22 protein-coding genes are annotated in these 21,312 nt (G+C 70.1%); 12 read left to right on the top strand and 10 right to left on the bottom strand.

Going from position 1 to position 21,312, the window contains the following annotated elements:
- Nucleotides 1–31 precede the first annotated feature (31 nt).
- The 3 genes from SM757_RS18890 to leuD are packed head-to-tail and all read left to right on the top strand — an operon-like array spanning nucleotide 32 to nucleotide 2,961.
- Nucleotides 32–883 (top strand): alpha/beta fold hydrolase, encoded by an 852-nt coding sequence (locus SM757_RS18890; protein WP_407655782.1) that lies wholly within the window; start codon nucleotides 32–34, stop codon nucleotides 881–883.
- Nucleotides 884–905: 22 nt separating this feature from the next.
- Nucleotides 906–2,324, top strand: a complete 1,419-nt coding sequence (gene leuC, locus SM757_RS18885; RefSeq protein WP_322466678.1) for a 3-isopropylmalate dehydratase large subunit — start codon at nucleotides 906–908, stop codon at nucleotides 2,322–2,324.
- Nucleotides 2,317–2,961, top strand: a complete 645-nt coding sequence (gene leuD, locus SM757_RS18880; RefSeq protein ID WP_322466677.1) for a 3-isopropylmalate dehydratase small subunit — start codon at nucleotides 2,317–2,319, stop codon at nucleotides 2,959–2,961. Before leuC ends, leuD begins: the two co-directional genes overlap by 8 nt.
- Before the next feature lie 96 nt (nucleotides 2,962–3,057).
- On the opposite strand, the gene SM757_RS18875 is transcribed toward leuD, so the two are convergent.
- Complete coding sequence (locus SM757_RS18875; protein WP_157118765.1) at nucleotides 3,058–4,080, bottom strand: tyrosine-type recombinase/integrase; 1,023 nt, start codon at nucleotides 4,078–4,080, stop codon at nucleotides 3,058–3,060.
- 172 nt (nucleotides 4,081–4,252) lie between these two features.
- On the opposite strand from SM757_RS18875, the gene SM757_RS18870 reads away from it, so the two are divergent.
- Nucleotides 4,253–4,627 (top strand): hypothetical protein, encoded by a 375-nt coding sequence (locus SM757_RS18870; protein WP_322466676.1) that lies wholly within the window; start codon nucleotides 4,253–4,255, stop codon nucleotides 4,625–4,627.
- A 53-nt stretch (nucleotides 4,628–4,680) separates the two neighbouring features.
- Here SM757_RS18870 and SM757_RS18865 read toward each other — a convergent pair whose 3' ends face one another.
- The gene (locus SM757_RS18865) at nucleotides 4,681–5,025 is read right to left on the bottom strand and encodes a thioredoxin family protein (RefSeq protein ID WP_322466675.1); all 345 of its coding nucleotides are present in this window, start codon (nucleotides 5,023–5,025) and stop codon (nucleotides 4,681–4,683) included.
- 173 nt (nucleotides 5,026–5,198) lie between these two features.
- Here SM757_RS18865 and SM757_RS18860 point away from each other — a divergent pair, with 173 nt between their 5' ends.
- Both SM757_RS18860 and SM757_RS18855 read left to right on the top strand, forming a co-directional pair.
- A complete protein-coding gene (locus SM757_RS18860) occupies nucleotides 5,199–5,486 on the top strand; it encodes a hypothetical protein (protein WP_322466674.1) in 288 nt (95 codons plus the stop codon).
- Between the two features lie 43 nt (nucleotides 5,487–5,529).
- Nucleotides 5,530–6,021, top strand: a complete 492-nt coding sequence (locus SM757_RS18855) for a flavodoxin family protein (protein WP_322466673.1) — start codon at nucleotides 5,530–5,532, stop codon at nucleotides 6,019–6,021.
- Nucleotides 6,022–6,139: 118 nt separating this feature from the next.
- Here the strand turns inward: SM757_RS18855 and SM757_RS18850 are convergent, their stop codons facing one another.
- Nucleotides 6,140–7,165: a hypothetical protein gene (locus SM757_RS18850; RefSeq protein ID WP_322466672.1), complete on the bottom strand. Its 1,026-nt coding sequence runs from the start codon at nucleotides 7,163–7,165 to the stop codon at nucleotides 6,140–6,142.
- 36 nt (nucleotides 7,166–7,201) lie between these two features.
- The gene (locus tag SM757_RS18845) at nucleotides 7,202–8,206 is read right to left on the bottom strand and encodes a tyrosine-type recombinase/integrase (RefSeq protein ID WP_322466671.1); all 1,005 of its coding nucleotides are present in this window, start codon (nucleotides 8,204–8,206) and stop codon (nucleotides 7,202–7,204) included.
- Nucleotides 8,207–8,650: 444 nt separating this feature from the next.
- On the opposite strand from SM757_RS18845, the gene SM757_RS18840 reads away from it, so the two are divergent.
- The 3 genes from SM757_RS18840 to SM757_RS18830 all read left to right on the top strand — a co-directional run bounded on the left by SM757_RS18840 (nucleotide 8,651) and on the right by SM757_RS18830 (nucleotide 11,729).
- Complete coding sequence (locus SM757_RS18840; RefSeq protein WP_322466670.1) at nucleotides 8,651–10,189, top strand: sensor histidine kinase; 1,539 nt, start codon at nucleotides 8,651–8,653, stop codon at nucleotides 10,187–10,189.
- 113 nt (nucleotides 10,190–10,302) lie between these two features.
- Nucleotides 10,303–11,310 (top strand): trypsin-like serine peptidase, encoded by a 1,008-nt coding sequence (locus SM757_RS18835; RefSeq protein ID WP_322466669.1) that lies wholly within the window; start codon nucleotides 10,303–10,305, stop codon nucleotides 11,308–11,310.
- A 35-nt stretch (nucleotides 11,311–11,345) separates the two neighbouring features.
- On the top strand, nucleotides 11,346–11,729 hold the full coding sequence (locus SM757_RS18830) for a carboxypeptidase-like regulatory domain-containing protein (protein WP_322466668.1): 384 nt from the start codon (nucleotides 11,346–11,348) through the stop codon (nucleotides 11,727–11,729).
- Between the two features lie 51 nt (nucleotides 11,730–11,780).
- On the opposite strand, the gene SM757_RS18825 is transcribed toward SM757_RS18830, so the two are convergent.
- Together SM757_RS18825 and infA are read right to left on the bottom strand one after the other, a co-directional pair.
- Entirely contained in the window at nucleotides 11,781–12,005 is a 225-nt protein-coding gene (locus SM757_RS18825; protein WP_066332834.1) for a hypothetical protein, read from the bottom strand.
- The gene (gene infA / locus SM757_RS18820) at nucleotides 12,002–12,265 is read right to left on the bottom strand and encodes a translation initiation factor IF-1 (RefSeq protein WP_322466667.1); all 264 of its coding nucleotides are present in this window, start codon (nucleotides 12,263–12,265) and stop codon (nucleotides 12,002–12,004) included. The genes SM757_RS18825 and infA overlap by 4 nt, the downstream gene beginning before the upstream one ends.
- 702 nt (nucleotides 12,266–12,967) lie before the next feature.
- On the opposite strand from infA, the gene SM757_RS18815 reads away from it, so the two are divergent.
- A complete protein-coding gene (locus SM757_RS18815; RefSeq protein ID WP_238455698.1) occupies nucleotides 12,968–13,252 on the top strand; it encodes an H-NS histone family protein in 285 nt (94 codons plus the stop codon).
- Nucleotides 13,253–13,448: 196 nt separating this feature from the next.
- Complete coding sequence (gene ada, locus SM757_RS18810) at nucleotides 13,449–14,543, top strand: bifunctional DNA-binding transcriptional regulator/O6-methylguanine-DNA methyltransferase Ada (protein ID WP_322466666.1); 1,095 nt, start codon at nucleotides 13,449–13,451, stop codon at nucleotides 14,541–14,543.
- 31 nt (nucleotides 14,544–14,574) lie between these two features.
- On the opposite strand, the gene SM757_RS18805 is transcribed toward ada, so the two are convergent.
- The gene (locus SM757_RS18805) at nucleotides 14,575–15,003 is read right to left on the bottom strand and encodes a hypothetical protein (RefSeq protein ID WP_322466665.1); all 429 of its coding nucleotides are present in this window, start codon (nucleotides 15,001–15,003) and stop codon (nucleotides 14,575–14,577) included.
- Between the two features lie 252 nt (nucleotides 15,004–15,255).
- Here SM757_RS18805 and SM757_RS18800 point away from each other — a divergent pair, with 252 nt between their 5' ends.
- On the top strand, nucleotides 15,256–15,627 hold the full coding sequence (locus SM757_RS18800; protein WP_322466664.1) for a hypothetical protein: 372 nt from the start codon (nucleotides 15,256–15,258) through the stop codon (nucleotides 15,625–15,627).
- 448 nt (nucleotides 15,628–16,075) lie between these two features.
- Here the strand turns inward: SM757_RS18800 and SM757_RS18795 are convergent, their stop codons facing one another.
- Genes SM757_RS18795 through SM757_RS18785 form a run of 3 tightly spaced genes read right to left on the bottom strand, consistent with a single transcriptional unit; the run spans nucleotide 16,076 to nucleotide 21,294 of the window.
- Entirely contained in the window at nucleotides 16,076–16,675 is a 600-nt protein-coding gene (locus tag SM757_RS18795) for a TetR/AcrR family transcriptional regulator (RefSeq protein ID WP_066332853.1), read from the bottom strand.
- Nucleotide 16,676: 1 nt separating this feature from the next.
- A complete protein-coding gene (locus SM757_RS18790) occupies nucleotides 16,677–18,146 on the bottom strand; it encodes an efflux transporter outer membrane subunit (protein WP_322466663.1) in 1,470 nt (489 codons plus the stop codon).
- The gene (locus SM757_RS18785; protein WP_066332856.1) at nucleotides 18,139–21,294 is read right to left on the bottom strand and encodes an efflux RND transporter permease subunit; all 3,156 of its coding nucleotides are present in this window, start codon (nucleotides 21,292–21,294) and stop codon (nucleotides 18,139–18,141) included. Before SM757_RS18785 ends, SM757_RS18790 begins: the two co-directional genes overlap by 8 nt.
- Between the last annotated feature and the right edge of the window lie 18 nt (nucleotides 21,295–21,312).

Genomic DNA, 21,312 nt, shown 5'->3' with positions numbered 1-21,312 from the left:
CCAGGCCCGCGACGTCGAAACCGACGTCGGCATGACCATCCACGCCCTCACCGGCGGCGAGGGCCCACCGCTGCTGCTGCTGCACGGCCACCCGCAGACGCACGCCATCTGGCACCGGGTGGCGCCCACGCTGGCGCAGCGCTTCACCCTGGTGCTGGCCGACCTGCGCGGCTATGGCGACTCTTGTAAACCCGCGGGCGACGCGGACCACGGCAACTACGCCAAGCGTGTGATGGCGCGCGACATGCTGCGGCTGATGTTGGCCCTGGGCCACGACCGCTTTGCCGTGCTGGCCCACGACCGCGGCGCGCGAGTGGCCCACCGCCTGGCGGCCGACCACCCCGAAGCCGTGTCGCGCCTGGCGCTGCTGGACATCGCGCCCACGCTGGCCATGTACGAGCAGACGAGTGAAACCTTTGCACGCGCCTACTGGCACTGGTTCTTCCTGATCCAGCCCGCGCCGCTGCCGGAGCGGCTCATCGAAGCCGACCCCGCCGCCTACCTGCGCGACGTGATGGGCCGCCGCAGCGCGGGCCTGGCCCCCTTCGACCCCCGCGCCCTGGCCGAGTACGCCCGCTGCCTGGCCTTGCCCGGCGCCGCCCACGGCCTGTGCGAGGACTACCGCGCCGCCGCCGGTATCGACCTGGCCCACGACCGTGCCGACCGCGACGCCGGCCGCCGCCTGCCCATGCCGCTGCTGGCGCTGTGGGGCGAGCAGGGCGTGGTGCACCGCTGCTTCAAGCCGCTGGACGAGTGGCGCCGCGTCGCCGCCGACGTGCGCGGCCAGCCGCTGCCCTGCGGCCACTACATCCCCGAAGAGGCCCCCGAGGCGCTGCTCGCGCACGTCCTGCCTTTCCTGTCCGAACCTTCCGAAGACCGCTGAGCCCCCGGCGGGCTTGTAAACCATGACTTCCAAAACGCTCTACGCCAAGCTGGTCGAGTCGCACACCGTCGCCGTCCTGGACGAGCAGAACGTGCTGCTGTTCTGCGACCTGCACCTGATGAACGAATACACCAGCCCGCAGGCCTTCGCCGGGCTGCACGCCGCCGGCCACGACGTGCCCGTGCCGGGCCAGAACGTGGCGGTGGTGAGCCACATCATCCCCACGCACCCGGTAGCCGAGCGCGTCATTGCCGACCCGGCCTCCGCGCTGCAGGCCAGCAACCTCAAGCGCAACTGCGAGCGCCACGGCATCCCGCTGTTCGACACCAACGACCGCCTGCAGGGCATAGAGCACGTCGTGTCGCCGGAGCACGGGATGATCCGTCCCGGCATGGTCGTGATCTGCGGCGACAGCCACACCACCACCTATGGCGCGCTGGGCGCGCTGGGCTTCGGCATAGGCACCTCGGAGGTGGAGCACGTGCTGGCCACGCAGACGCTGGTCTACCGGCTGGCGTTGTCCATGCGCATACGCGTGGACGGCGAGCTGCCCGCGGGCGCCACGGCCAAGGACCTGATCCTGATGATCATCGGCCGCATCGGCGCCCAGGGCGCGCGCGGCTACGTGGTGGAGTTCTGCGGCAGTGCCATTGACGCGCTGTCCGTCGAGGCCCGCTTCACGCTGTGCAACATGGCCGTGGAGGCCGGCGCGCGCGGCGCGCTGATCGCGCCGGACGACAAGGCCATGGATTACGTGCTGCAGCGCGCGGCCGACATCACCGGCGCCGTGCGCGAGGCGGCCCTGGCGCACTGCCGCACGCTGCACAGCGACGCCGACGCGCGCTTCGACGCCGAGCACCGCTTCCATGCCGGCGAGGTCGCGCCGCACGTCACCTGGGGCACCAGCCCCGACCAGGTCATCCCCGTGGATGGCCGCGTGCCCAACCCCGAGCGGCTCCCGGCAGGTGCCGAGCGCGGCAGCGCCGAGCAGGCGCTGCGCTACGTGGCGCTGTCACCGGACGCGCCGCTGGAGGGCACGCCCGTGCAGCACGTCTTCATCGGCTCCTGCACCAACGGCCGCATCGAGGATTTGAGGGCAGTGGCCGACGTGGTGCGCGGCCGCCGCGTGGCGCCGGGCGTGCGCGCCATGGTCGTCCCGGGCTCGGGCGCAGTCATGGCGCAGGCCGAAGGCGAGGGCATCGCGGCGCTGCTCACCGCCGCCGGCTTCGAATGGCGCAAGCCCGGCTGCTCCATGTGCCTGGCCATGAACGACGACGTGCTGGCGCCCGGCGTGCGCTGCGCTTCCACCACCAACCGCAACTTCGAAGGGCGCCAGGGCCGCGGCGCCATCACCCACCTGATGAGCCCCGCCATGGCGGCGGCCGCCGCCGTCACCGGCGCCATCACCGACGTTCGCAAGCTGGAGCGCCTCCATGGCTGACCAACACCTCATCGAAGGCCGCGCCGCGGCCCTGCGCATCGAAAACCTGGACACCGACCAGATCATGCCCAAGCAGTTCCTGCGCGGTATCGACAAGGCGGGCCTCGCGGCCGGCCTGCTGTACGACCTGCGCTGCGACGCCCAGGGGCGCGAGCGGCCGGCCTTCGTCCTGAACCGGCCGGACTACGCGGGCGTCTCCATCCTGGTAGGCGGCGCCAACTTCGGCTGCGGCTCCAGCCGCGAGCACGCCGTGTGGGGCCTGCAGCAGTTCGGCATACGCGCCGTGATCGCGCCCAGCTTCGGCGAGATCTTCTATTCCAACGCCATGAACAACGGCCTGCTGCTGGCCATGCTGCCGGCGCAGGACGTCGCCGCCCTCATGGCCGATGCGGACGACCCGTCGCGCAACGCCGTGCGCATCGACCTGGAAACCATGACCGTGCGCAGCGCCGGCGTGCACGCCGGCTTCAGCCTCTCCGCGCGCCACCGCCGCATGCTCATGGAGGGGCTGGACGTGATCGGCCTCACGCTCACGCAGCGTGCCCAGATCGAGCAGTTCGCCCGCCGCCATTGGGACGCGCATCCGTGGCTGCAGGACGTGGCGCTGAAGACGCGCCAGGCGCTGCCGGCCGGCTGAGCCGCGGCCGTGGCGCCCGCGGGCCCCGCGCCGGCCGTGTGGCCGCCGCTTGCGCGCTGCGTCAGGCCCTCTGTGCGGCCGGTTCGCGGGCCAGTTTCAAGCCAGCTCGACCGGCGAGACCAGGATGCGCCTGTACCGCTCCATCATGGCCGGGTCGCTTAAACCTAACCAGCGCGCCACCTCCGTGGCCGGCTTGCCCTTGCGCAACTGGCGCAGCGCGAAGGTGTGGCGCAGCTTGTAGCTGCCGCCTTCCACGTCCTCTATGCCCGCGGCCAGCAGCACGGTGCGCGCGGCCGTGTACTGCGCGACCTTGCCCCAGGCCTTGCCGCTGGTCTTGGTGGAGGGAAAGCACATGGGCCCCGGGATGCGCTGCTGGCTGCGCACCTGCAGCCACGCCGCCAGCAGCCGCGCCGCCCAAGGCGCCATGGGCGTCTCGCGCGCGGGGGAGTTGCCGTTGCCGGGCAGCCGCAGCTTCCAGGGCAGCCCGGCCACGGGGCCGCCCTCGCAGATGACGCCCTCCAGCGTGAGCGCGCGCACGTCGCCCGGCGTCAGGCCCGCGCCCAACATCAGCGCCACGGAGGCGCGGTTGCGCAAGTCCTGCCAATAGCTGGCGCCACCGCCGAGCGGGCGGCTGTCGCAGAGGTAGACCACGAGCCGCTTGGCCTCGGTGGCGCTGAGCACGTCCGGCAGCGGGTCGCGCCCGTGCGAGCCGGCAAAGCGCACCTCGGCGCGCGAGGCGATCAGCTCGGTGGCGGCGCGGTTCACGGGCGCGCCGCGCGTGAGGCGCCGGTGCTCCATGACGCGCTCCACCAGCCGCAGCAGCCGCAGCGCGTAGCGGGCGCTGAGCTCGTCGAAGCCGCCGCGCGAGGCGATGTAGGCGTCCAGGTCCGCGGCCGTGATCTCGTCCAGCGCGATGCCGCGGCCCACGCACCACTGCGCCAGGGCCGTCCACATCGCCTCGTACACCGAGGCCGAGGAGTCGCGCCGCACCTGTCCGGCCTGCTGGCTGGCGCGCAGCCAGCCGTGCAGCGCGCGCTGGAACTCCAGCGCGCCGGCGCTCTGCGGCGCGTCCTCGAACAGGTCCAGGTTCATCGTGGGCCGTGCAAGGGATTGGTTCATGGCCGCGATGGTGCCTCAGCGCGCAAGCCTGCCCGTTCCATGGGTGCGTTCCGGGCGCGTTCCGGCACGTTCAACCAGCCTTTCCAAGCGGCGCCGGTCCTGCGGCCTGGATGGGAGCGCTGCTTTCCGGTGGCAGACTCCGGCCGAAAGACGACCCGAAACGAGCCCCGGCATGGCACTGAGCTACCTGACCTTTGATTTCAGCGAGGCCGACGACGGCGGCGGCAGCTTCGACGCCATGGCTTCCGTGGCGCCGCGCGCGCTGCCGGCGCTGGAGGAGGAGATCGCGCAGGTGCTGGACTGGGCTCACGCCACCTTTCCCGACGGCCCCGGCCCGCTGGACGAGGGTTTTGTTTGGGACTTGGACTTGCAGGCCACCAGCGAAAGCAGCACGCAGCAGCGCGTGCGCTACTTTCCCGGCGCGCGCCGCTTCGAGCGCGAGAGCGTGGGCAGCGAGACCCTGCGCCACACGCTGACGCTGACGCTGGCGGGCCACGCTGATTTCTGCGAGGCCTTCCGCGACGCTTTCATGGAGGACGACGCCTGAGCGTCCCGGCGGCCTGGCCCTGGGCCCAGGGCCCGCAGCCGCCAGTCGTTGCGTCAGTCCGCCAGGCCGTCCGGCGAGCCCAGCTTGCGCAGCGCCTGGCGTATGTCCTCCACGCCCTGCGGGCGCACGACGCGGGCGATTTCCTGCCCGTCTTGCAGCATCACCAGTGTGGGCCACAGCTTCACCTTGAACGACCGGCCCAGCGGCCGGCCCTTGCCGTCTTCCACGCGCAGGTGGCGCACGGCGGGCACGGCGTCCAGCGCCTGCGCGATGTCGGCCTGCGCCGCCATGCAGAAGCCGCACCAGGGCGCGCCGAACTCCAGCACGGTGGTGCCGGCAAGCGCATCGACCTCGGCGCGGGTGGGTTCGACGGCGGCGTAGTGGGGTGTGAAGCTCATGTCGGAAAGGGTGCAAGCGATGTTCCCGGGGCTGCCAGTGTCGCCCGGCCGGCCGGCGCGAAGGACGCCCGCTGCCGCCCCATGCCGCCACGGCCGCCCTGGCTGCGGCGGCCACGCACAATGGGCCGCTTCGCCGGGCCCGCGGGGCTGGCGAGCGCTTGCAGGAGCTGCACATGCACGCATTCACCAGGCGCCAAGGGCTGGCGCTGGCCGCCGCGGCGTTCGCCGCCCGCCCAAGTGCTGCGGCCGCGCCGGCCGCGCTGCGCTCGTGGGCCTTGGGCGCCACGCAGCGGCGCAACGGCATTCGCGACAGCCGCGGCCGGCTTGGGGTGAAGGAGCAGTTCGAGTCCTGGCGCTTCCCGCGCGCAGACGCCAACGTGCGCCAGATCCACGGCCGCCGCGGCGAGGTGCGGCTGCCTGAAAGCGGCACGGAGCACCTCTCCCGCCTGCCCACGTCATGAGCGGCCCCGGCACCCCAGCGCGGCGCGCCGGCCGCCGCCCGCGATGAAGACGCTGCTCGTCGTCTACACCTCCTTCACCGGCGGCACGCGGCAGATGGCGCAGGCCGCCGTTGCCGGCGCGCGCGGTGAGGCAGGCGTGCAGGTGCGCCTGCTGCAGCCGCCGCAGGCCGGCCCCCAGGACCTGCTGGCCGCCGACGGCTTCATCTTCGCCACGCCGGAGATGCTGGGCACCATGGCGGGGCAATTGAAGGATTTGTTCGACCGCTGCTACTACCCCCTGCTGGAGCGGCTGCAGGGCCGGCCCTGCGCGGTGCTGGTGTGCGCGGGCAGCGACGGGCAGGGCGCGGCGCGGCAACTGGAGCGCATCGCCACCGGCTGGCGCCTGAAGGCGGTGGCGCCGCCTCTCATCGTCTGCACGCGGGCGCAGACGCCGCAGGCCATCGCGGCGCCCAAGCGGCTGGACGTCGCGGACCTGGAGCGCTGCCGCGAGCTGGGCGCGGCGTTGGCGGCGGGCTTGGCGCTGGGGGTGTTCTAGGCCAGCCGCCAACGCGGCCGGGATGTACGCGAAGGCGGCTTCAGGCCAGGCGCTTGACAGGCCGCGGCGGGCGCGATGCGGTTCCCTGAACGCGGTGTTAGACGGTCTAACGCCTGCGTCAGCCCGCCAGCGATTGCAGCGCCGCCATCACCTGCGCCGTGTCGGCCTGGGGCGCATTGGCCTTGAGGGCGTCCAGCGCCAGCAGCGTGAGCTCGTAGAGGTCGCCCGCGCCCACGGGCACGGCAAAGCCGCGCCGCGCCTGGCCCACGCGCACCAGCACGCCGCCGGACTGGCGGCGCAGCTCGAACCACTTGTCGTTGAGCGCGCCGTGCCCCTGCGCCTGCAACTGCGGCAGCAGGTTGAGCATCACGGCGGCAAAGGCGGGCAGCTCGCGCGCCGTGAGCTGCACCGCGATCTTGTGCTCCCAGTCGTAGCGGCGCTCGGCCAGCGCGCCGGCCACCTCCAGCCGCAGCGTGTGGCGGCGCACGGGGTCGTCGGTACGCCAGTGGTCCAACTCCACGCGCAGTGCTGCCTTGGCGCCATAGACATGGTGGCCGCGCGGCAGCACGCGGGCGCCGGGCTGGGCCGCCGGCGTGCCGGAGGCCGGCGCGCCATTCGTGGCGGCAGGGGCGGGCGGCGGGGGCGGCTCCTGGGCGGGCCAGGGCACGTCGTCGTGCGGCTCCGGCGGCGGCCAGTCGTCGTCAGGCCAGCCGGCATCCAGGCTGGGCGCGGCGGCCTCGTCGTCCACCGCCGCTTTCCTGGGCGGCGCGGGCGGCTGCAGGTGCGGCCACAACTGCGCCACGGCCGCTTCGTCCGGCAAGGCGCGCAGCGCGGCGAAGAAGGCCTGGCTGCCCAGGAGCTGCAGCGCCGCCAGCACCTGGCCCACGTCGTCCGACAGGCCCGCGGCCCGCAGCGCGGCGCGGTGCTCGGGGCGGCTGCAGCGCACGAAGTCGGCCAGGTCGCTCATCTGCGCCACGCTGTCCGTGCCGGACTGCAGCGCCAGGCAGGCGCGGCCCAGCGCCTGCGACTGCTCCGGCCGCAACTGCGCCACGGCCTCGCGCAGCGTCTCCATCGGCAGCAGCGGCAGGCCGCGCGCGCGCAGCACGGTGTGCAGCCAGCCGGGGTTCAGCGGCGGGGCGTTCATGCTTGCGGGCGCGGCTGCGTGCCAGGGGCGCGGCCGTCACGCGTCGGCGGCCGGTTCCACCGGCGCGTGGGGCACGCCGGCGGCATCCTGGGCGCGGTGGGTGGCGAACAGGGCGTCGCGGGTGCGGTCGTCCAGCATGGGGGCCAGGCGGTCCAGCGCGTCCAGGCGCTGCAGCCCGGCGCGGCGCAGCACCTCGGCGTGCGGCACGCCCTCGCTGAGCCAGGCGACGATGGCGCTGTTGCGCAGCGCGGCCGGGCCCGTGTCGCCGGGCAGGCGGCGCAGCACGCCGTCCTGCAGCGCGACGTTCAGGAAAGCCTGCACGGCGCGGAAGGCGGGCTGGCGGCTCAGCGGCGCGCGCATCTGCGGCAGCGCGGGGATGAGCGGTGTCTCCGGCTTGGGCAGCCGCGGCAGCCAGGCCGCCAGCGCGTCGGCCGTGAGCTCGCTCAACTGCAGCGTGCGCCACTGGCTGCGCCGCGGGCCGCCGATTTCCAGCGACCACACGCCCGCCTCGTCGCGCCCAAGGTGCTCCACGCGCGCGCCGGCCGTTTCGGACAACGTGAAACCTTCGCCCAGCAGCAGCGCGATCAGCAGCCGGTCCCGCTGGGCCTGCACTTCCAGCGGATGCCAGTGCTCCAGCCGCAGCAGCAGTTGCGCGCGCTCCGCGGGCGTGAACGCCACCGAGCGCGGCTGCTCGCGCCGCGGCACCTCGTTGCCCAGGTCCTCGAACGGGTTGCCCGGCGGCAGCGCCCCGCACATCACGCCGCCCGCGTGCACCTGGCCCAGCACGCGGCGGTAGCGCGCCTGGGTGGTGGGGTTCAGGCGCTCGCCGGCCAGGAAGGCCACGGCCTCTATGGGCGTGGCCGCCTCCAGCGGCACCTCGCGCCCGGTCAGGAAGCGCCGCCACGCCAGCCAGTAGGTCGTGTAGAGCTGGCGCGAGCGCGGCGAGAGCTTGGGCAGGCTCATGCCCACGGGGTCGTCTCGCCAGCGCTCGGCGTCGCTGGGCCGCAAGGGATCGGAAGGGAACAGGGTTTCTGCGTTCACGCCCTGCAACATACAACAGCGCGTGGGCGCTTTTGCTCACGCCGGCTCATTAATTTCGGCCTCGGCGGCTGCACTACCAGGACCGGCCCGGGCCCATACCCAGGAATAACGTGCATTTTCGGCGCAATCGCTGCAGCCATTTACATGGCAGCGTTAAAGCGTGCGCAACATTCGCGCACGCTCACCTCCAGCCCTCGATGGGCTTTTCCATTTTCTCTTCCCACGTTTTATGGACATGCCCGCTGCAGCGCCCGCAGGTGACTTGGCACGCGCCTTGAACGTTTTTGCGCGGCGCACCGCGCCGGTTGCCCGCGCCCAAGGTCGCCGTTCATACGCCCAGCGCTCGTCGGCTTGCCTTAACGGACGTGTTTTGCGTCAATATGTTACTGCCGCGGCTTGGCTGTCCGTTGACTTGGGGGCGGCGCCAAGCTGCATGTGCATTTCATGAACTTTTGTCCCTCGCCTACCAATACGCTGCGCGCCGCCGCGCCGGCCGTCACCATCCTGATCGTCGAGGACGATGCGGTGATCGCGCTGGACCTGCAGTTGCAACTGGAGGACATGGGTTACCGCGTGGTTGGGCCGGCCGACAGCGCCGCCGATGCGCTGGCCCTGGCGGCGCGGGAGCTGCCGGACCTGGTGCTCATGGACATCAACATCCGCGGCCCGCTCAACGGCGTGCAGGCCGCGGAGGCGCTCAAGCAGGCCGGCGGCGCCATGCCGGTGATCTTCCTGAGCTCGCACACCGACCTGGGCACGCTGGCGCAGGCCGTGGGCACGGCGCCGCACGGCTATCTGACCAAACCATTCCAGCCCGGGGAGCTGCGCGCGTGCATAGAAGTGGCGCTGGCACGCTCGCAGATGGAGCAGCAGCTGCTGGACAGCGAGCAGCGCTGGCGCCATGTGTTCGACGACGCGCCGCAAGGCATGGCGCTGGTGTCGCTGCTGGGCGAGGTGCTGCAGGCCAATCAGACGCTGGCGCGGCTGCTGGGCCTGGCGCTGCCGGCGCTGCAGGGCCGCGCGCACGGTGCGCTCACGCATCCGGACGATGCCGCGGTCGAGTCTTCCCACCTGCGCGCGCTGTGCGACGGCAGCAGCCACAGCGTGCAGTTCGAGAAGCGCTACCTGCGCGCCGACGGCGCCGTGGTGTGGACGCAGGTGAGCGTGTCGCTGTTGGAGCCGCACGACGCCTCGCCGCGCCTGCTCTACCAGGTGCAGGACATCAGCGACCAGAAACTGGCCCAGCGGCAGCGCGCCGAGCTGGAGGCCGAGCGCCGCGCCCTGGAGCTGCGCGAGGCGCAACAGCACGCGCAGGCGCAACTGCTTTCGCGCGTGAGCCACGAGATGCGCACGCCGCTCAACGCGGTGCTGGGCTTCACGCAGTTGCTGCGCCTCACGCCCTTCGAGGCCAAGCAGTCCAAGTCGGAGCAGTACCTGCAGCACATCGAGGAGGCCGGCCGCCACCTGCTGGCCATGGTGGATGACCTGCTGGTGCTGCAACGCGCCCATGAGGGCCAGTTGCGCGTGGAGATGGAAACCGTGCCGCTGGCGCAATGCGTGCAACTGGCGCTGTCGCTGCTCATGCCGCAGGCGCGCGCGCAGCAGGTCAGCCTGCTGGAGGACGTGCCGGCCGGGCTGCAGGTGCGCGCCGACCCGACGCGGCTGCGGCAAATCCTCTCCAACCTCGTCTCCAACGCCATCAAGTACAACCGCCCGGGCGGCAAGCTGCGCGTGACGGCCGAGCGCGTGCAAGGCCGCGTGCGGGTGCAGCTGGCCGACGACGGCATCGGCATGACGCAGCAGCAGTTGCAGCAGGTGTTTCAACCTTTTGCCCGTGCCGGGCGCGAGCGCACGTCCATTCCGGGCACCGGGTTGGGCCTGGTGATCTCGCGCCGGCTGGCCGAGGCCATGGACGGCACGCTGACCATGGCTTCCCAGGAGGGCGACGGCACGGTGGCGACGCTGGAGCTGGTGCCGGGCTGAACGCGCACGCCGCTTCCACGCTCGCCATGACACGGCCTTGAGCCTGGCGGGCGCGCCGCCTGCTCCACGCTGCGTCGAGCCCTTGCGGGCGTGTCGTCACGGGAGACGAGGACATGGAAGTAAGAACAATGCGGGCGCGCCGCTCGGCGCGATGGGTGGCTGTCGCCCTGTTGAGCGCGGCCGGTGCCGTGCAGGCGCAGGCGGACGTGCAGCGCACGGTCAGCAGCGACGGCAGCGTGCTGGCAGCGCCCTCGGCACTCTCGGCCGACACGGGTGCGTCCTTCGCTGGAGCGTTGCGCGAGGGCGCGGCGCCGGACGCCAAGGCCGAGTTCCCGGCCTTCACGCTCTCCGGCGCGGCCTTGGCGGACTTCCGCAGCCGCTACCAGCCCAAGCTGCCGCCTTACGGGCGCGCGGGCGGCGACCGCGCCCAACCCGAGGCGGTGGTCGGCCCCGACCGGCGCTTTCGGCTGTATCCCCGGGAATCCGGCTTTCCCTATCGGGCCATCGGCTTCCTGACCTTCACGCAAGGGGGATTCGAGTTCTCCTGCACCGCTTTCCTGATCAGCAAGGACACCGTGGCCACGGCCGGCCACTGCGTGCACGAAGGCGCCGGCGGCAGCTGGAGCCGCGACGTCAAGTTCTATCCCGCCTTCAACAACGGGCTGGCGCCCTTCGGCTCCTGCGGCGCGCGGCGGCTGTACGCCGTGGCCAAGTGGACGGAGGAGGGGCGTGAAGACTTCGATTACGGCGCCATCAAGCTCAACTGCTCCATTGGCGAGACCACGGGCTGGTTCGGCTACTACGCCACGGCCGACTCGCAGACCGGCCTGGCGGTGCTGGTGGTTGGCTATCCCGGTGACAAGCCCAAGGGGACGATGTGGGGCGGCGCCGGCAACATCCTCTCCACCGAGCAGCGCAAGATGCATTACGGCATAGACACCGCCGGCGGCCAGAGCGGCGCACCGGTGATAGAAGCCGACCGCGGCGCCAGCAAGGCCAACTGCTTCGGTACCTGCGTGGTGGCCATACACGCCTACGCAGATTTCGGCCCCACCAACAGCGGCACGCGCATCAACCAGTCCGTGGCCGCCAACTTGACGGCGTGGAAGAACGCTCCGTGAGGCCGCGGGCGCGCCGCGCCGCGTGGCTGTCGGCGATGGCATTGGCTGCGGCGGGCTGCGTCGGCTGCGCGCGGCCGGCGCAGCCGCAAGTACCAGCAGGCGTGGGCGGCGGCCCCGGCGCTGCGGTCGCCGCGGCTCAGGGCGTATCGGGGCGGGTGGTGGACGGCGCGGGGCGGCCCGTGACGGGGGCGCTGATCGAGGCCCGCTCGCTGGAGCGTCCGCCCCGGCCGCTGGCCGAGATCGGCGTGCTCAGCGGCGCCGACGGGCGTTTCAAATGGCCGCTGCCGGCCGGGACGCGCGCCGCGCTGCGCGCGCGGCTGGGAGATGCGGTGTCCTGTGAGCGGGACGCGACGGCAGGCGCCGCCGAGGTGGTGCTCACGCTGCCGGCGCCTGCCGCGGGCTGCGCGCCCTTGCCATGAAGGCCGGCGCGGCCGGCGGGGCGCAACGCGGCGCGTGAGCGGCCTGCGTCTTCAGCGGGACTTGCAGCCGGCGGCGCAGACGAGCTGGTTCTTGCCCAGCAGCTTCTTGGACACGAGTTCCGCGCGCGGGCGGTGCACGCCGCATTTGAAACAGGACATGGTGGCCAGATGCATGCCGCCGCTGCCGCCGGGGCTGAACGGCGAGCCGGCGGCCTTGCGCTTGTAGCGCAGGCCGTCGTCCTGAATGACGGTGGTGGTTTCGTCTTGGGGCTTCATCGCGAGCGTCCTCCTTGGAAATCGGCAGCCGAGCCGCGGCGCTCCAGATGACGGAACGTGATGCGCGCCTTGCTGAGGTCGTAGGGGGAGAGTTCCAGCGAAACACTGTCGCCGGCAAGGATGCGGATGTGGTGTTTGCGCATGCGCCCCGCGGTGTAGGCCACCAGTTCGTGGCCGTTTTCCAGTTCCACGCGGAAACGCGAGTCGGGCAGGACTTCGCGCACCACGCCGTTCATGGAGATGAGTTCTTCCTTGGCCATGGGGTCACGCAGTCATCAGCTTGAAGTGGATGCGGGCACACACGCTGCGGCGCGCTCGCGAGCTGGGCTGCACCAGGGCAGCCGGACGGCAAAACGGCTGGGGGGTGAAGGTGTCTATGGACGTCTTTCAATAGCCGGCCCAAGCAGGCTGCCCAACGCGGCAGCCGGCGCCGCTTTCGCACGCGGCACCTGGCCGGAAAACTCAAAAAGATTCCGGCCGAATGCCGAAACCGCGGAGCGCAACGCCGTTGCCTACCATTGACAGGCAACCGCAGCAGCGCAAAGACCGAGAAGTGGTGAATCGAGCAAGCCTGCGTCGGTCAGTACAGGCTTTCAGGCAGGGGCCGCGTCACGCGGGCCATCGCGAAAATGTATCAGTTACAGCGTTCGCCCAACGCCGCTGCCAAAAGCGACCTTGCCACTGGAACGCTTTTCTGATGTTTCCATGCAAATTTCGCAGTCATAGGGCACGCGTTCAGAACCCGGTTTGAGCCTGAATTCGTAGAAGACGGGAGTACACGCGTTGGAATGCAAAGGCCTTGATTGCGTGAATTATGTAAATTTATTATACAAGGCGCATTTATTGCCCACTTCTTACTGCCCAAGCCCGCGTGTCGGTTCATCCCAGCCGTTGCGGTTCTTCTCCCTATTCGTTCACCCATGACAGACCTTGATAACGCGAGCAGGGCGCGACGCATTGCCATGCACCAGATTCGGCAGTTGATGGAGTTTTGGAACATCACGCCGGAAGAGTTGGGCTCGTTGTCGCCAGCGCCTGCCCGCCGCACCAGCGCCCCCTTGCCGGGGTATGTGAAATACCGCCATCCGGTGACCGGTGAAACCTGGGACGGCGACGGCGAGCACCCCGAGTGGCTGCGCAAGGCGCTGCTCAAGGAGGGCTATCGAGTGGCCGAGCTCAAACCCGAATTCCAGCAGGACCATGCCGCCCAAAAGCAGGAACAGGAGCAGGAGCAGCCTGGAGGTTGAGCCCGGTGCATGAAGCCCGCCGCAGCACGCGCGGGCGGTGGCCTTGACGGCATTGCGACCGCTCCGCGCGGCCGCCGTTGCGCGTGGAGCAGGCCCGGCCAGCGTGTCCGGTGGTTTTGATGTTCGTTAGCGAGGTGTTTGGCGCGCGGCCGGCCTCTACAGTTCTGCCGTAGTCCACGCGCTGACCAACCCCGCCATGAATTCCATCGCCATTTCCAATGAAACCGCTTCGACGGATGCGCGCTGGAGCGCCGTCCTGGCCCGCGATCCGCAGGCTGATTTCATTTATGCCGTTCGAAGCACCGGTATTTATTGCCGTCCGGCCTGTCCCTCGCGACGGGCGCGGCCGGACAACGTGGTGTTTTTCGAAAATGCCGGCTTGGCGCGGGCAGCGGGTTTTCGCGCCTGCCGGCGTTGTGATCCGGACGGCGAGGCGCCCGCGGCGCGGCGTGAGCAGTTGATCGCCGCGCTGTGCCGCCACATCGAGGCCGAGGACACGCCGCCGCCGCTGCAGGCGCTGGCGCAGCAGGCGGGCATGAGCGCCGTGCAGTTGCGCCGTGCCTTCCAGGCCGCCATGGGCCTCACGCCCCGTGCCTACGCCCAAGCCCTGCGCGCGCGGCGCGTGCAGCAGGCGCTGGCGGGCGGCGAGGCCAACGTCACGCAGGCGCTGTACGGGGCGGGCTTCAACTCCAGCGGGCGTTTTTATGCGCAAGCCGACGCGCTGCTGGGCATGGCGCCCGGCCAGTACCGCAAGGGCGGGCAGGAGGCGGACATCCGCTTCGCCGTGGGCCAGTGCAGCTTGGGCGCCATCCTGGTGGCCTGCAGCGGGCGCGGCGTGTGCGCGATCTCGCTGGGTGATGAGGCCGACGCGCTTGTCCAAGAACTGCAAGGCCGCTTTCCGCAGGCGCGGCTGCATGGGGGCGACGCGGATTTCGATTCGCTGGTGGCGCGCGTGGTGGGCCTGGTGGACGATCCGCGTGCGCCTGTGACGCTGCCGCTGGACATCCGCGGCACGGCTTTCCAGCAGCGGGTGTGGCAGGCGCTGCAGCAGGTGCCGCCGGGCCAGACCTTGAGCTACGCCGAACTGGCCGCGCGCGTGGGTTCGGCCGCCGCAGTGCGTGCCGTGGCCGGCGCCTGCGCGGCCAACGTGCTGGCGGTGGCCATTCCCTGCCACCGCATCGTCCGCAGCGACGGCGGGATTTCCGGCTACCGCTGGGGCGTGGAGCGCAAGCGCGCGCTGCTGACGCGCGAAGGGGCGGTGCAGGAGCCGCCACCCGCCGCCGGCGACTGATGCGGCCGCCGCGGCCGTCAGGCGCCGCCGCTTACTGCGGCGACTGCAGCATCTTGTCCATGCGGGCCTGCGCGAAGCGGTCTATGACCTTGCGCTGCCAGCCGGGGGCCTGGCGGATCATGGTGTCGGCCTCCGTACTGCATTGCTGTCGCAGCGCACGGGCCTTGGCGGGTTCCAGCCTGCGGACTTGATCCTCGGCCTGGTCCAGCTTGGCCTTGGCTTTGTCCTCGTCACGTGAGCCGTCCAGCCATGCGTCACCCACGAAGGCGGCGCCTTGACGCAGCACTTGCAGCAATTCGGGCTTGCGTGCCTCGTTGCCGGCCTTGACCTGGCCGGCCAGATCGTTGGACTGCAGCTTCAAGACCGCCACGCATTGGGCGTTGTCGCTGCCGGAGGGTTGGGCAACCGCCACGACACTGAGCAGCAGGACAGCGGAAAAGGTCAGGAATTTGGAGAACATGGTGCGATTGTCGTAAGCAAGCGGGTGCCCGCCCTGCAGCAGGGCCAAGCCGGGCAGTTGTTGCGGGTCTGGGAAAGCCGATCCGGTTCAAACGCGGCATGGCGGGTACGCGGTTGACGGCAACGGGGTTTCACAGCGGGCAAGCCGCCTGCTCTTTTGGTGGAAACCCTGGGCCTGCCGGGCTGATGCGCGGTGGTAACCAGGGTCCGACGCTGTACCGCGCCCGGTGCCCATTTCTCTAGAAGACAGCCCGTGGCCTTCATTCCCAACCAGTGGAGTTTCCGCATGCCCTCCGACGTGATGCAACCCTTCATGGCCCCGTTCACCAAACTGGCGCAATCCAACCTCGAATTGCTGACCAAATTCTCGCTGTCGCCGGAAATGGTTTCCCAGGCCATGACGCAGGCGCAGCGCATGTTCAATCAGCAGCCCTCGGCCACACCCATGGCCGTGCCGCCCAACGCCCTGGCCGATTTAATGATGGGCCTGATGAAAAACTACATGGAATTTCTGATGGAACTGGGCCAAGGCAGCGCCACGCTGATGCAGCAGGCGCCCGCAACCTTGGCCAAAGCCACGCAACAAGCCGCACGCCAGGCCGCTACGGTGCCGCCGACGGCCTGATTCATTGGCCGTTTGTTCAGCAAAACCGGCCGCACGCGGCCGGTTTTTTTGTGCTCAACGTTGCAACCCTTGATCCGAGCAAATGGACCTCAAAGTACAACATACACGTGTCCTTTTAGAACAAGCGATACCCTGGTTTTTTTACATTTTCATGTCAAGTTGCGATTTACTTTTACTTGACCTGAAATCTTCTTTATTTCTCTCAATCGGCCCAAACCCCAGCCATTCAGTCTGGAAAGGCGGTTAGCTCACTGCAAAATAAGCCGCGAGATATATTTGAATAATTGAAATTATTCTGCCGTTTATCGAGAAAATATTAATAAATAAAATGTTGGTGTATTTTTAAAAATAATCAGGGCAGGGCAGGGCAGGGCAGGAATAAGTTGCATTTCAAAAGTCACGTGTATGTTGTAAAGAGGTCCGCGGACCTCTTCCTTACCCTGCTCTTTCAGGCTTCGATCAAAGCCTGGACCAGGCGGCGGATTTCCGACGTCAAGGCAGCGCGGTCCACGCCGGACTCGCGCACGCAGCGCACCATGAGCCCGTCAAAGATGGCCGCCAACGCGGATGCACGCGCGCACAGCGTGGTCGGCTCCAGTTCCACGCCGCGCTGTCGCAGCGCCAAGCGCAGCAGCGCCTTGCAGCGCTCGCGGCTGGCGGCATCCGCCGCCTGGACGATGGCCGCGAGCTTGGGGTTGCGGCCCGCCTCAGCGGCCACTTCCAGGCGCAAGGCGGCGTCGGCCGCCGCGGTGCATTCCTCCACGCCCTGCTGAACGCCGTCGAGCATGGCCTGAGCCACGTCCGGCGCGCGCAGCATGGCTTCAGCTTTGGCCAGCCAGTTGGCCTGGTCGCGCGCCACGATGGCGGCGATCAGGTCTTCCTTGTTCTGGAACAGGTTGTAGATGTGGCCAGGGCTCATGCCCGCGGTGCGGGCGATCTCGGCCATGCTGGCGCCATGGAAGCCGTGGCCGCGGAAGCACTGGGCCGCCGCGTCCAGCACCTGCTGGCGGCGCGCCTCGGCGCGCTCGCTGTCGCTGGGCGGCGCCATGTCAGCGGGCTCCGCCGGCGGCGGTGGACGCCGTGCGGGTGGAAGCCTCCCAGCCGCCGCCCAGCGCCTTGTACAGCGTCACGGCGTTGATCTGCTGCGCCAGCGCCGTGGTGATGCGCCCCTGCTGCGCCGTGTAGAGCGAGCGCTGGGCGTCCAGCACGCTCAGGAAATCGTCCACGCCGCGCTCGAATCGCGCCTGCGACAGGAACTGCGCCCGCTGTGCCGCTTCTTCCAGCGACTGCTGCGCGGCAAGCTGCTCCACCAGGCTTTCGCGCTGCGCCAGCCCCTCGGCCACCTCGCGGAAGGCCGACTGGATGCTGCGCTCATAGGTCGCCACGCGGATGTCGCGGTCGGCCTGCGCCACCTGCAGGTTCGAGCGGTTGCGGCCCTGGTCGAAGATGGGCAGCGCCAGTTGCGGCACGAAGCTCCAGATGCCCGACCCCGCGCCGAAGAGGCCGGACAGCGAGGAACTGGCCGTGCCGATGGACGCGGTGAGCGAGATGCGGGGAAAGAAGGCCGCGCGCGCCGCCCCAATGGTGGCGTTGGCCGCCTGCAGGTCGCGCTCGGCCTGCGCCACGTCCGGCCGCTGCAGCAGCACCTCGGACGACAGGCCCGCGGGCAGCGGTGCGAAGGCCAGCGACAGCGCCTGCTCGTTGGGCAGCAGCTCGGCCGGCACGGGCCGGCCCACCACCAACTGCAGCGACTGCAGGTCGGACTGCACCTGGCCGGCGTAGCGCGCGGCGTCGGCGCGGGCGGTTTCCACCGTGGTGCGGGCGCGCTGCACGTCCAGGTCCGACGACACGCCCAGCTCGAAGCGCCGCTGCGTCAGGCGCAGCGTGTCGGACTGGCTCTTGAACGTGGCCTCGGCCAGCGACTGGCGCTGGCGGTCGGCGGCCAGCGTCAGCCAGCTTGCCGCCACCTGCGACACCAGGCCGATGTGCGTGGCGCGGCGCGCCTCCTGGCTGGAGAGGAACTGCTGCAGCGAGGCGTCGTTGAGGCTGCGCACGCGGCCGAACAGGTCCAGCTCGTAGGCGCTGAAGCCCAGCGTGGCGCTGTACTGGCGCGTGACGCGGGCCTGGCCGCTGGTGCTGAGGTCGCCCGGCACACGCTGCGCGGTCTGGCCGGCGGCCACGCCCACGGAGGGCAGCAGGTCGGCCTGCTGCACGCCGTAGAGGCCGCGGGCACGCTCGATGTTGAGCGCGGCGATGCGCAGGTCGCGGTTGTTCTCCAGCGCCAGCGCGATCACCTTTTGCAGCCGCTCGTCGCCGAAGAAGGACTGCCAGCCGATGTCGGCCACGGGCGTAGCTGCGGCGGCGGTATCGGCCGTGGTGCTGCCCAGTTGCGCCGGCACCGGCGCGGCCGGACGCTCGTAGGTGGGCGCCAGGCTCGCGCAGCCGCTGAGGAAGGCGAGGGCGGCCACGGCCGCCGCGGCCAGTCGGGGGAAGTTTCTATTCATGGCTTGCTCAGGCATGGTCACCCGCCACCGAAGCGGAGGCGGCGCCAGCCGCGGAAGGCGCCGTCTTGCCCTTGAAGCGGCTGCGGACGACGACGAAGAACAGCGGGACGAAGAAGATGCCCAGCAGCGTGGCGGCCAGCATCCCGCCCAACACGCCGGTGCCGATGGCGTTCTGCGAGCCGGACCCGGCGCCGGTGGCCAGCGCCAGCGGCAGCACGCCCAGGCCGAAGGCCAGCGACGTCATCAGGATGGGCCGCAGGCGCAGCCGCACCGCCTCCAGCGTCGCTTCCACGATGCCCTGGCCCTGTTCCATCAGGTCCTTGGCGAACTCCACGATCAGGATGGCGTTCTTGGCCGACAGGCCCACGGTCACCAGCAGGCCGACCTGGAAGTACACGTCGTTGCTCAAGCCGCGGCCGAAGGCGGCCAGCACCGCGCCCAACACGCCCAGGGGCACCACCAGCATCACCGCGAAGGGGATGGACCAGCTTTCGTACAGCGCCGCCAGGCACAGGAACACGACCAGGATGGAGATGGCGTAGAGGGCCGGCGCCTGCGAGCCGGAGATGCGCTCTTGGTAGGACAGGCCGCTGAACGAGATGCCGAAGCCCGGCGGCAGTTGCGCCGACAGCCGCTCCACGGTCTTGAGTGCGTCGCCGGAGCTCGTGCCCGGCGCGGCCTGGCCTTGGATCTGCACCGCGCTCACGCCGTTGAAGCGCTCCAGTCGCGGCGAGCCCAGCTCCCAGTGCGCGTTGGCAAAGGCGCTGAAGGGCACCATCTGGCCGGAGGCGTTGCGCACCTTCCAGTCGTTGAGGTCCTCGGGCTGCATGCGGAAAGGGGCGTCGGCCTGCATGTAGACGCGCTTGACGCGGCCGCGGTCGATGAAGTCGTCCACATAGGAGCCGCCCCAGGCGCTGGCGAGCATGTCGTTGATGCTGGCCACCGACACGCCCAACGCGCCGGCCTTGGCCTGGTCCACGTCGATGCGCAGCTGCGGCGAGTCGTCCAGCCCGTTGGGCCGCACCGCCACCAGCGACGGCTCCTTGGACGCCATGCCCAGGAACTGGTTGCGCGCCTGCATCAGCGCCTCGTGGCCCAGGCCGGCCTGGTCCTGCAGGTAGAACTCGAAGCCCGTGGCGTTGCCCAGCTCGATCACCGCGGGCGGCGCGAAGGCGAAGGCCATGGCGTCGCGCCACTGCATGAAGGTGCCCATGGCGCGGCCGGCGATGGCGCGCACGCTGTTCTCGGCACCCTTGCGCTCGCTCCAGTCCTTCATGCGGACGAAGCCGATGCCCATGTTTTCGCCGCGGCCGGCGAAGCTGAAGCCCGCCACGGTGAAGATGGACTGCACGCGCGAGCTTTCCTTCTCCAGGAAGTGCTTCTCGACGCGTTCGATCACCTGCAGCGTGCGCTGCTGCGTGGCGCCGGCGGGCAACTGGATTTGCGTGAACAGGATGCCCTGGTCCTCGTCCGGCAGGAAGGACTGCGGCAGCCGGACGAAGAGCACGGCCAGGCCCGCGACGATCACGCCGTACACCAGCAGCCAGCGGCCGCGGCGCGAGAGGATGCGCGAGACGTTGCGCTGCGTGCCGTTGGTGCCCCGGTCGAAAGTGCGGTTGAACCAGGTGAAGAAGCGGCCGTGCGCGTGGTGCTCGCCCTTCTTGACGGGCTTGAGGATGGTCGCGCACAGCGCGGGCGTGAGGACCAGCGCCACCAGCACCGACAGCGCCATGGCCGAGACGATGGTGATGGAGAACTGGCGGTAGATCACGCCGGTGGAGCCGCCGAAGAAGGCCATGGGCACCAGCACCGCGCACAGCACCAGGGCGATGCCGATCAGCGCGCCGGTGATCTGCTGCATGGACTTGCGCGTGGCGTCGCGGGGCGACAGGCCCTCCTCGGTCATCACGCGCTCGACGTTTTCCACCACCACGATGGCGTCGTCCACCAGCAGGCCGATGGCCAGCACCAGGCCAAACATGGTCAGCGTGTTGATGGAGAAGCCCGCCACCGACATCACGCCGAAGGTGCCCAGCAGCACCACGGGCACGGCGATCGTCGGGATCAGCGTGGCGCGGAAGTTCTGCAGGAACAGGAACATCACCAGGAACACGAGCACCACGGCCTCGATCAGCGTCTTGACCACCTCCTCGATGGACAGGCGCACGAAAGGCGTCGTGTCGTAGGCCACCACGGCCTTCATGCCGGCGGGGAAGTTCTTTTCCAGGCGCTGCAGCGCGGCGCGGGCGGCGTCGGCCGTGTCCAGCGCGTTGGCGCCAGTGGCCAGGCGCAGCGCCACACCGGCGGCGGGGCTGCCGTTGTAGCGGGACTCCAGCGAGTAGGTCTCGGCGCCGATTTCCACCCGCGCCACGTCGCGCAGGTGCACCTGGCCGCCTTCGGTCGTGGTGCGCAGCAGGATGCCTTCGAACTGCTGCGGCGTTTGCAGGCGCGTCTGCGCCGTCACCGTGGCGTTGAGCTGCTGGCCGGCCTGCGCGGGCGCGGCGCCCAACTGGCCGGCGGACACCTGCGCGTTTTGCGCCTTGATGGCCGCGGCCACGTCGGCGGGCGTGAGCTTGTACTGGTCGAGCTTGCCCGGGTCCAGCCACACGCGCATGGCGTACTGGGCGCCGAACAAAGTGACTTCACCGACGCCGGGGACGCGGCTGAGCGGGTCTATGAGCTGCGAGGAGACGTAGTCCGAGATGTCCGTGCGGTTCATGGAACCGTCCTCGGACACGAAGCCCAGCACCATCAGGAAGTTGACGCGGCTCTTGACCACCTGCACGCCCTGGCGCTGCACCTCCTGCGGCAGCAGCGAGGTGGCGGCGGCGAGCTTGTTCTGCACCTGCACCTGCGCGATGTCGGGGTTGGTGCGGGCGTCGAAGGTCAGCGTGATGGCGACGTTGCCCTGCGCGTCGCTGGTGGACGACATGTAGGTCAGGCCGTCCAGGCCCTTCATGCGCTGCTCGATGATCTGCGTCACCGTGTCCTCCAGCGTCTTGGCGGAGGCGCCGGGGTACACGGCGTTGATGGTGATCTGCGGCGGCGCGATCGGCGGGTACTGCTCGATGGCCAGCGTGCGTATGGCCAGCGCGCCGGCCAGCATGATGATGATGGCGATCACCCACGCGAAGATGGGCCGATCGATGAAGAAGCGGGACATGTGAAGGCGCCTTCAGCG

The sequence above is a fragment of the Azohydromonas lata genome (assembly GCF_034427735.1).
In the GTDB taxonomy this organism is placed as follows: domain Bacteria; phylum Pseudomonadota; class Gammaproteobacteria; order Burkholderiales; family Burkholderiaceae_C; genus Azohydromonas; species Azohydromonas lata.
This window is presented reverse-complemented; position numbering and strand designations above follow the sequence as displayed.

Coding starts and splice junctions, on each gene's coding strand:
- SM757_RS18825 (WP_066332834.1), bottom strand. CDS start 12,005: ATGAAGCCCCAAGACGAAACCACCACCGTCATTCAGGACGACGGCCTG.
- SM757_RS18790 (WP_322466663.1), bottom strand. CDS start 18,146: ATGCCTGAGCAAGCCATGAATAGAAACTTCCCCCGACTGGCCGCGGCG.
- leuC (WP_322466678.1), top strand. CDS start 906: ATGACTTCCAAAACGCTCTACGCCAAGCTGGTCGAGTCGCACACCGTC.
- infA (WP_322466667.1), bottom strand. CDS start 12,265: ATGGCCAAGGAAGAACTCATCTCCATGAACGGCGTGGTGCGCGAAGTC.
- SM757_RS18795 (WP_066332853.1), bottom strand. CDS start 16,675: ATGGCGCCGCCCAGCGACAGCGAGCGCGCCGAGGCGCGCCGCCAGCAG.
- SM757_RS18785 (WP_066332856.1), bottom strand. CDS start 21,294: ATGTCCCGCTTCTTCATCGATCGGCCCATCTTCGCGTGGGTGATCGCC.
- SM757_RS18805 (WP_322466665.1), bottom strand. CDS start 15,003: ATGTTCTCCAAATTCCTGACCTTTTCCGCTGTCCTGCTGCTCAGTGTC.
- ada (WP_322466666.1), top strand. CDS start 13,449: ATGAATTCCATCGCCATTTCCAATGAAACCGCTTCGACGGATGCGCGC.
- SM757_RS18850 (WP_322466672.1), bottom strand. CDS start 7,165: ATGAACGCCCCGCCGCTGAACCCCGGCTGGCTGCACACCGTGCTGCGC.
- leuD (WP_322466677.1), top strand. CDS start 2,317: ATGGCTGACCAACACCTCATCGAAGGCCGCGCCGCGGCCCTGCGCATC.
- SM757_RS18840 (WP_322466670.1), top strand. CDS start 8,651: ATGAACTTTTGTCCCTCGCCTACCAATACGCTGCGCGCCGCCGCGCCG.
- SM757_RS18815 (WP_238455698.1), top strand. CDS start 12,968: ATGCACCAGATTCGGCAGTTGATGGAGTTTTGGAACATCACGCCGGAA.
- SM757_RS18875 (WP_157118765.1), bottom strand. CDS start 4,080: ATGAACCAATCCCTTGCACGGCCCACGATGAACCTGGACCTGTTCGAG.
- SM757_RS18855 (WP_322466673.1), top strand. CDS start 5,530: ATGAAGACGCTGCTCGTCGTCTACACCTCCTTCACCGGCGGCACGCGG.
- SM757_RS18890 (WP_407655782.1), top strand. CDS start 32: ATGACCATCCACGCCCTCACCGGCGGCGAGGGCCCACCGCTGCTGCTG.
- SM757_RS18865 (WP_322466675.1), bottom strand. CDS start 5,025: ATGAGCTTCACACCCCACTACGCCGCCGTCGAACCCACCCGCGCCGAG.
- SM757_RS18830 (WP_322466668.1), top strand. CDS start 11,346: ATGGCATTGGCTGCGGCGGGCTGCGTCGGCTGCGCGCGGCCGGCGCAG.
- SM757_RS18835 (WP_322466669.1), top strand. CDS start 10,303: ATGGAAGTAAGAACAATGCGGGCGCGCCGCTCGGCGCGATGGGTGGCT.
- SM757_RS18860 (WP_322466674.1), top strand. CDS start 5,199: ATGCACGCATTCACCAGGCGCCAAGGGCTGGCGCTGGCCGCCGCGGCG.
- SM757_RS18870 (WP_322466676.1), top strand. CDS start 4,253: ATGGCACTGAGCTACCTGACCTTTGATTTCAGCGAGGCCGACGACGGC.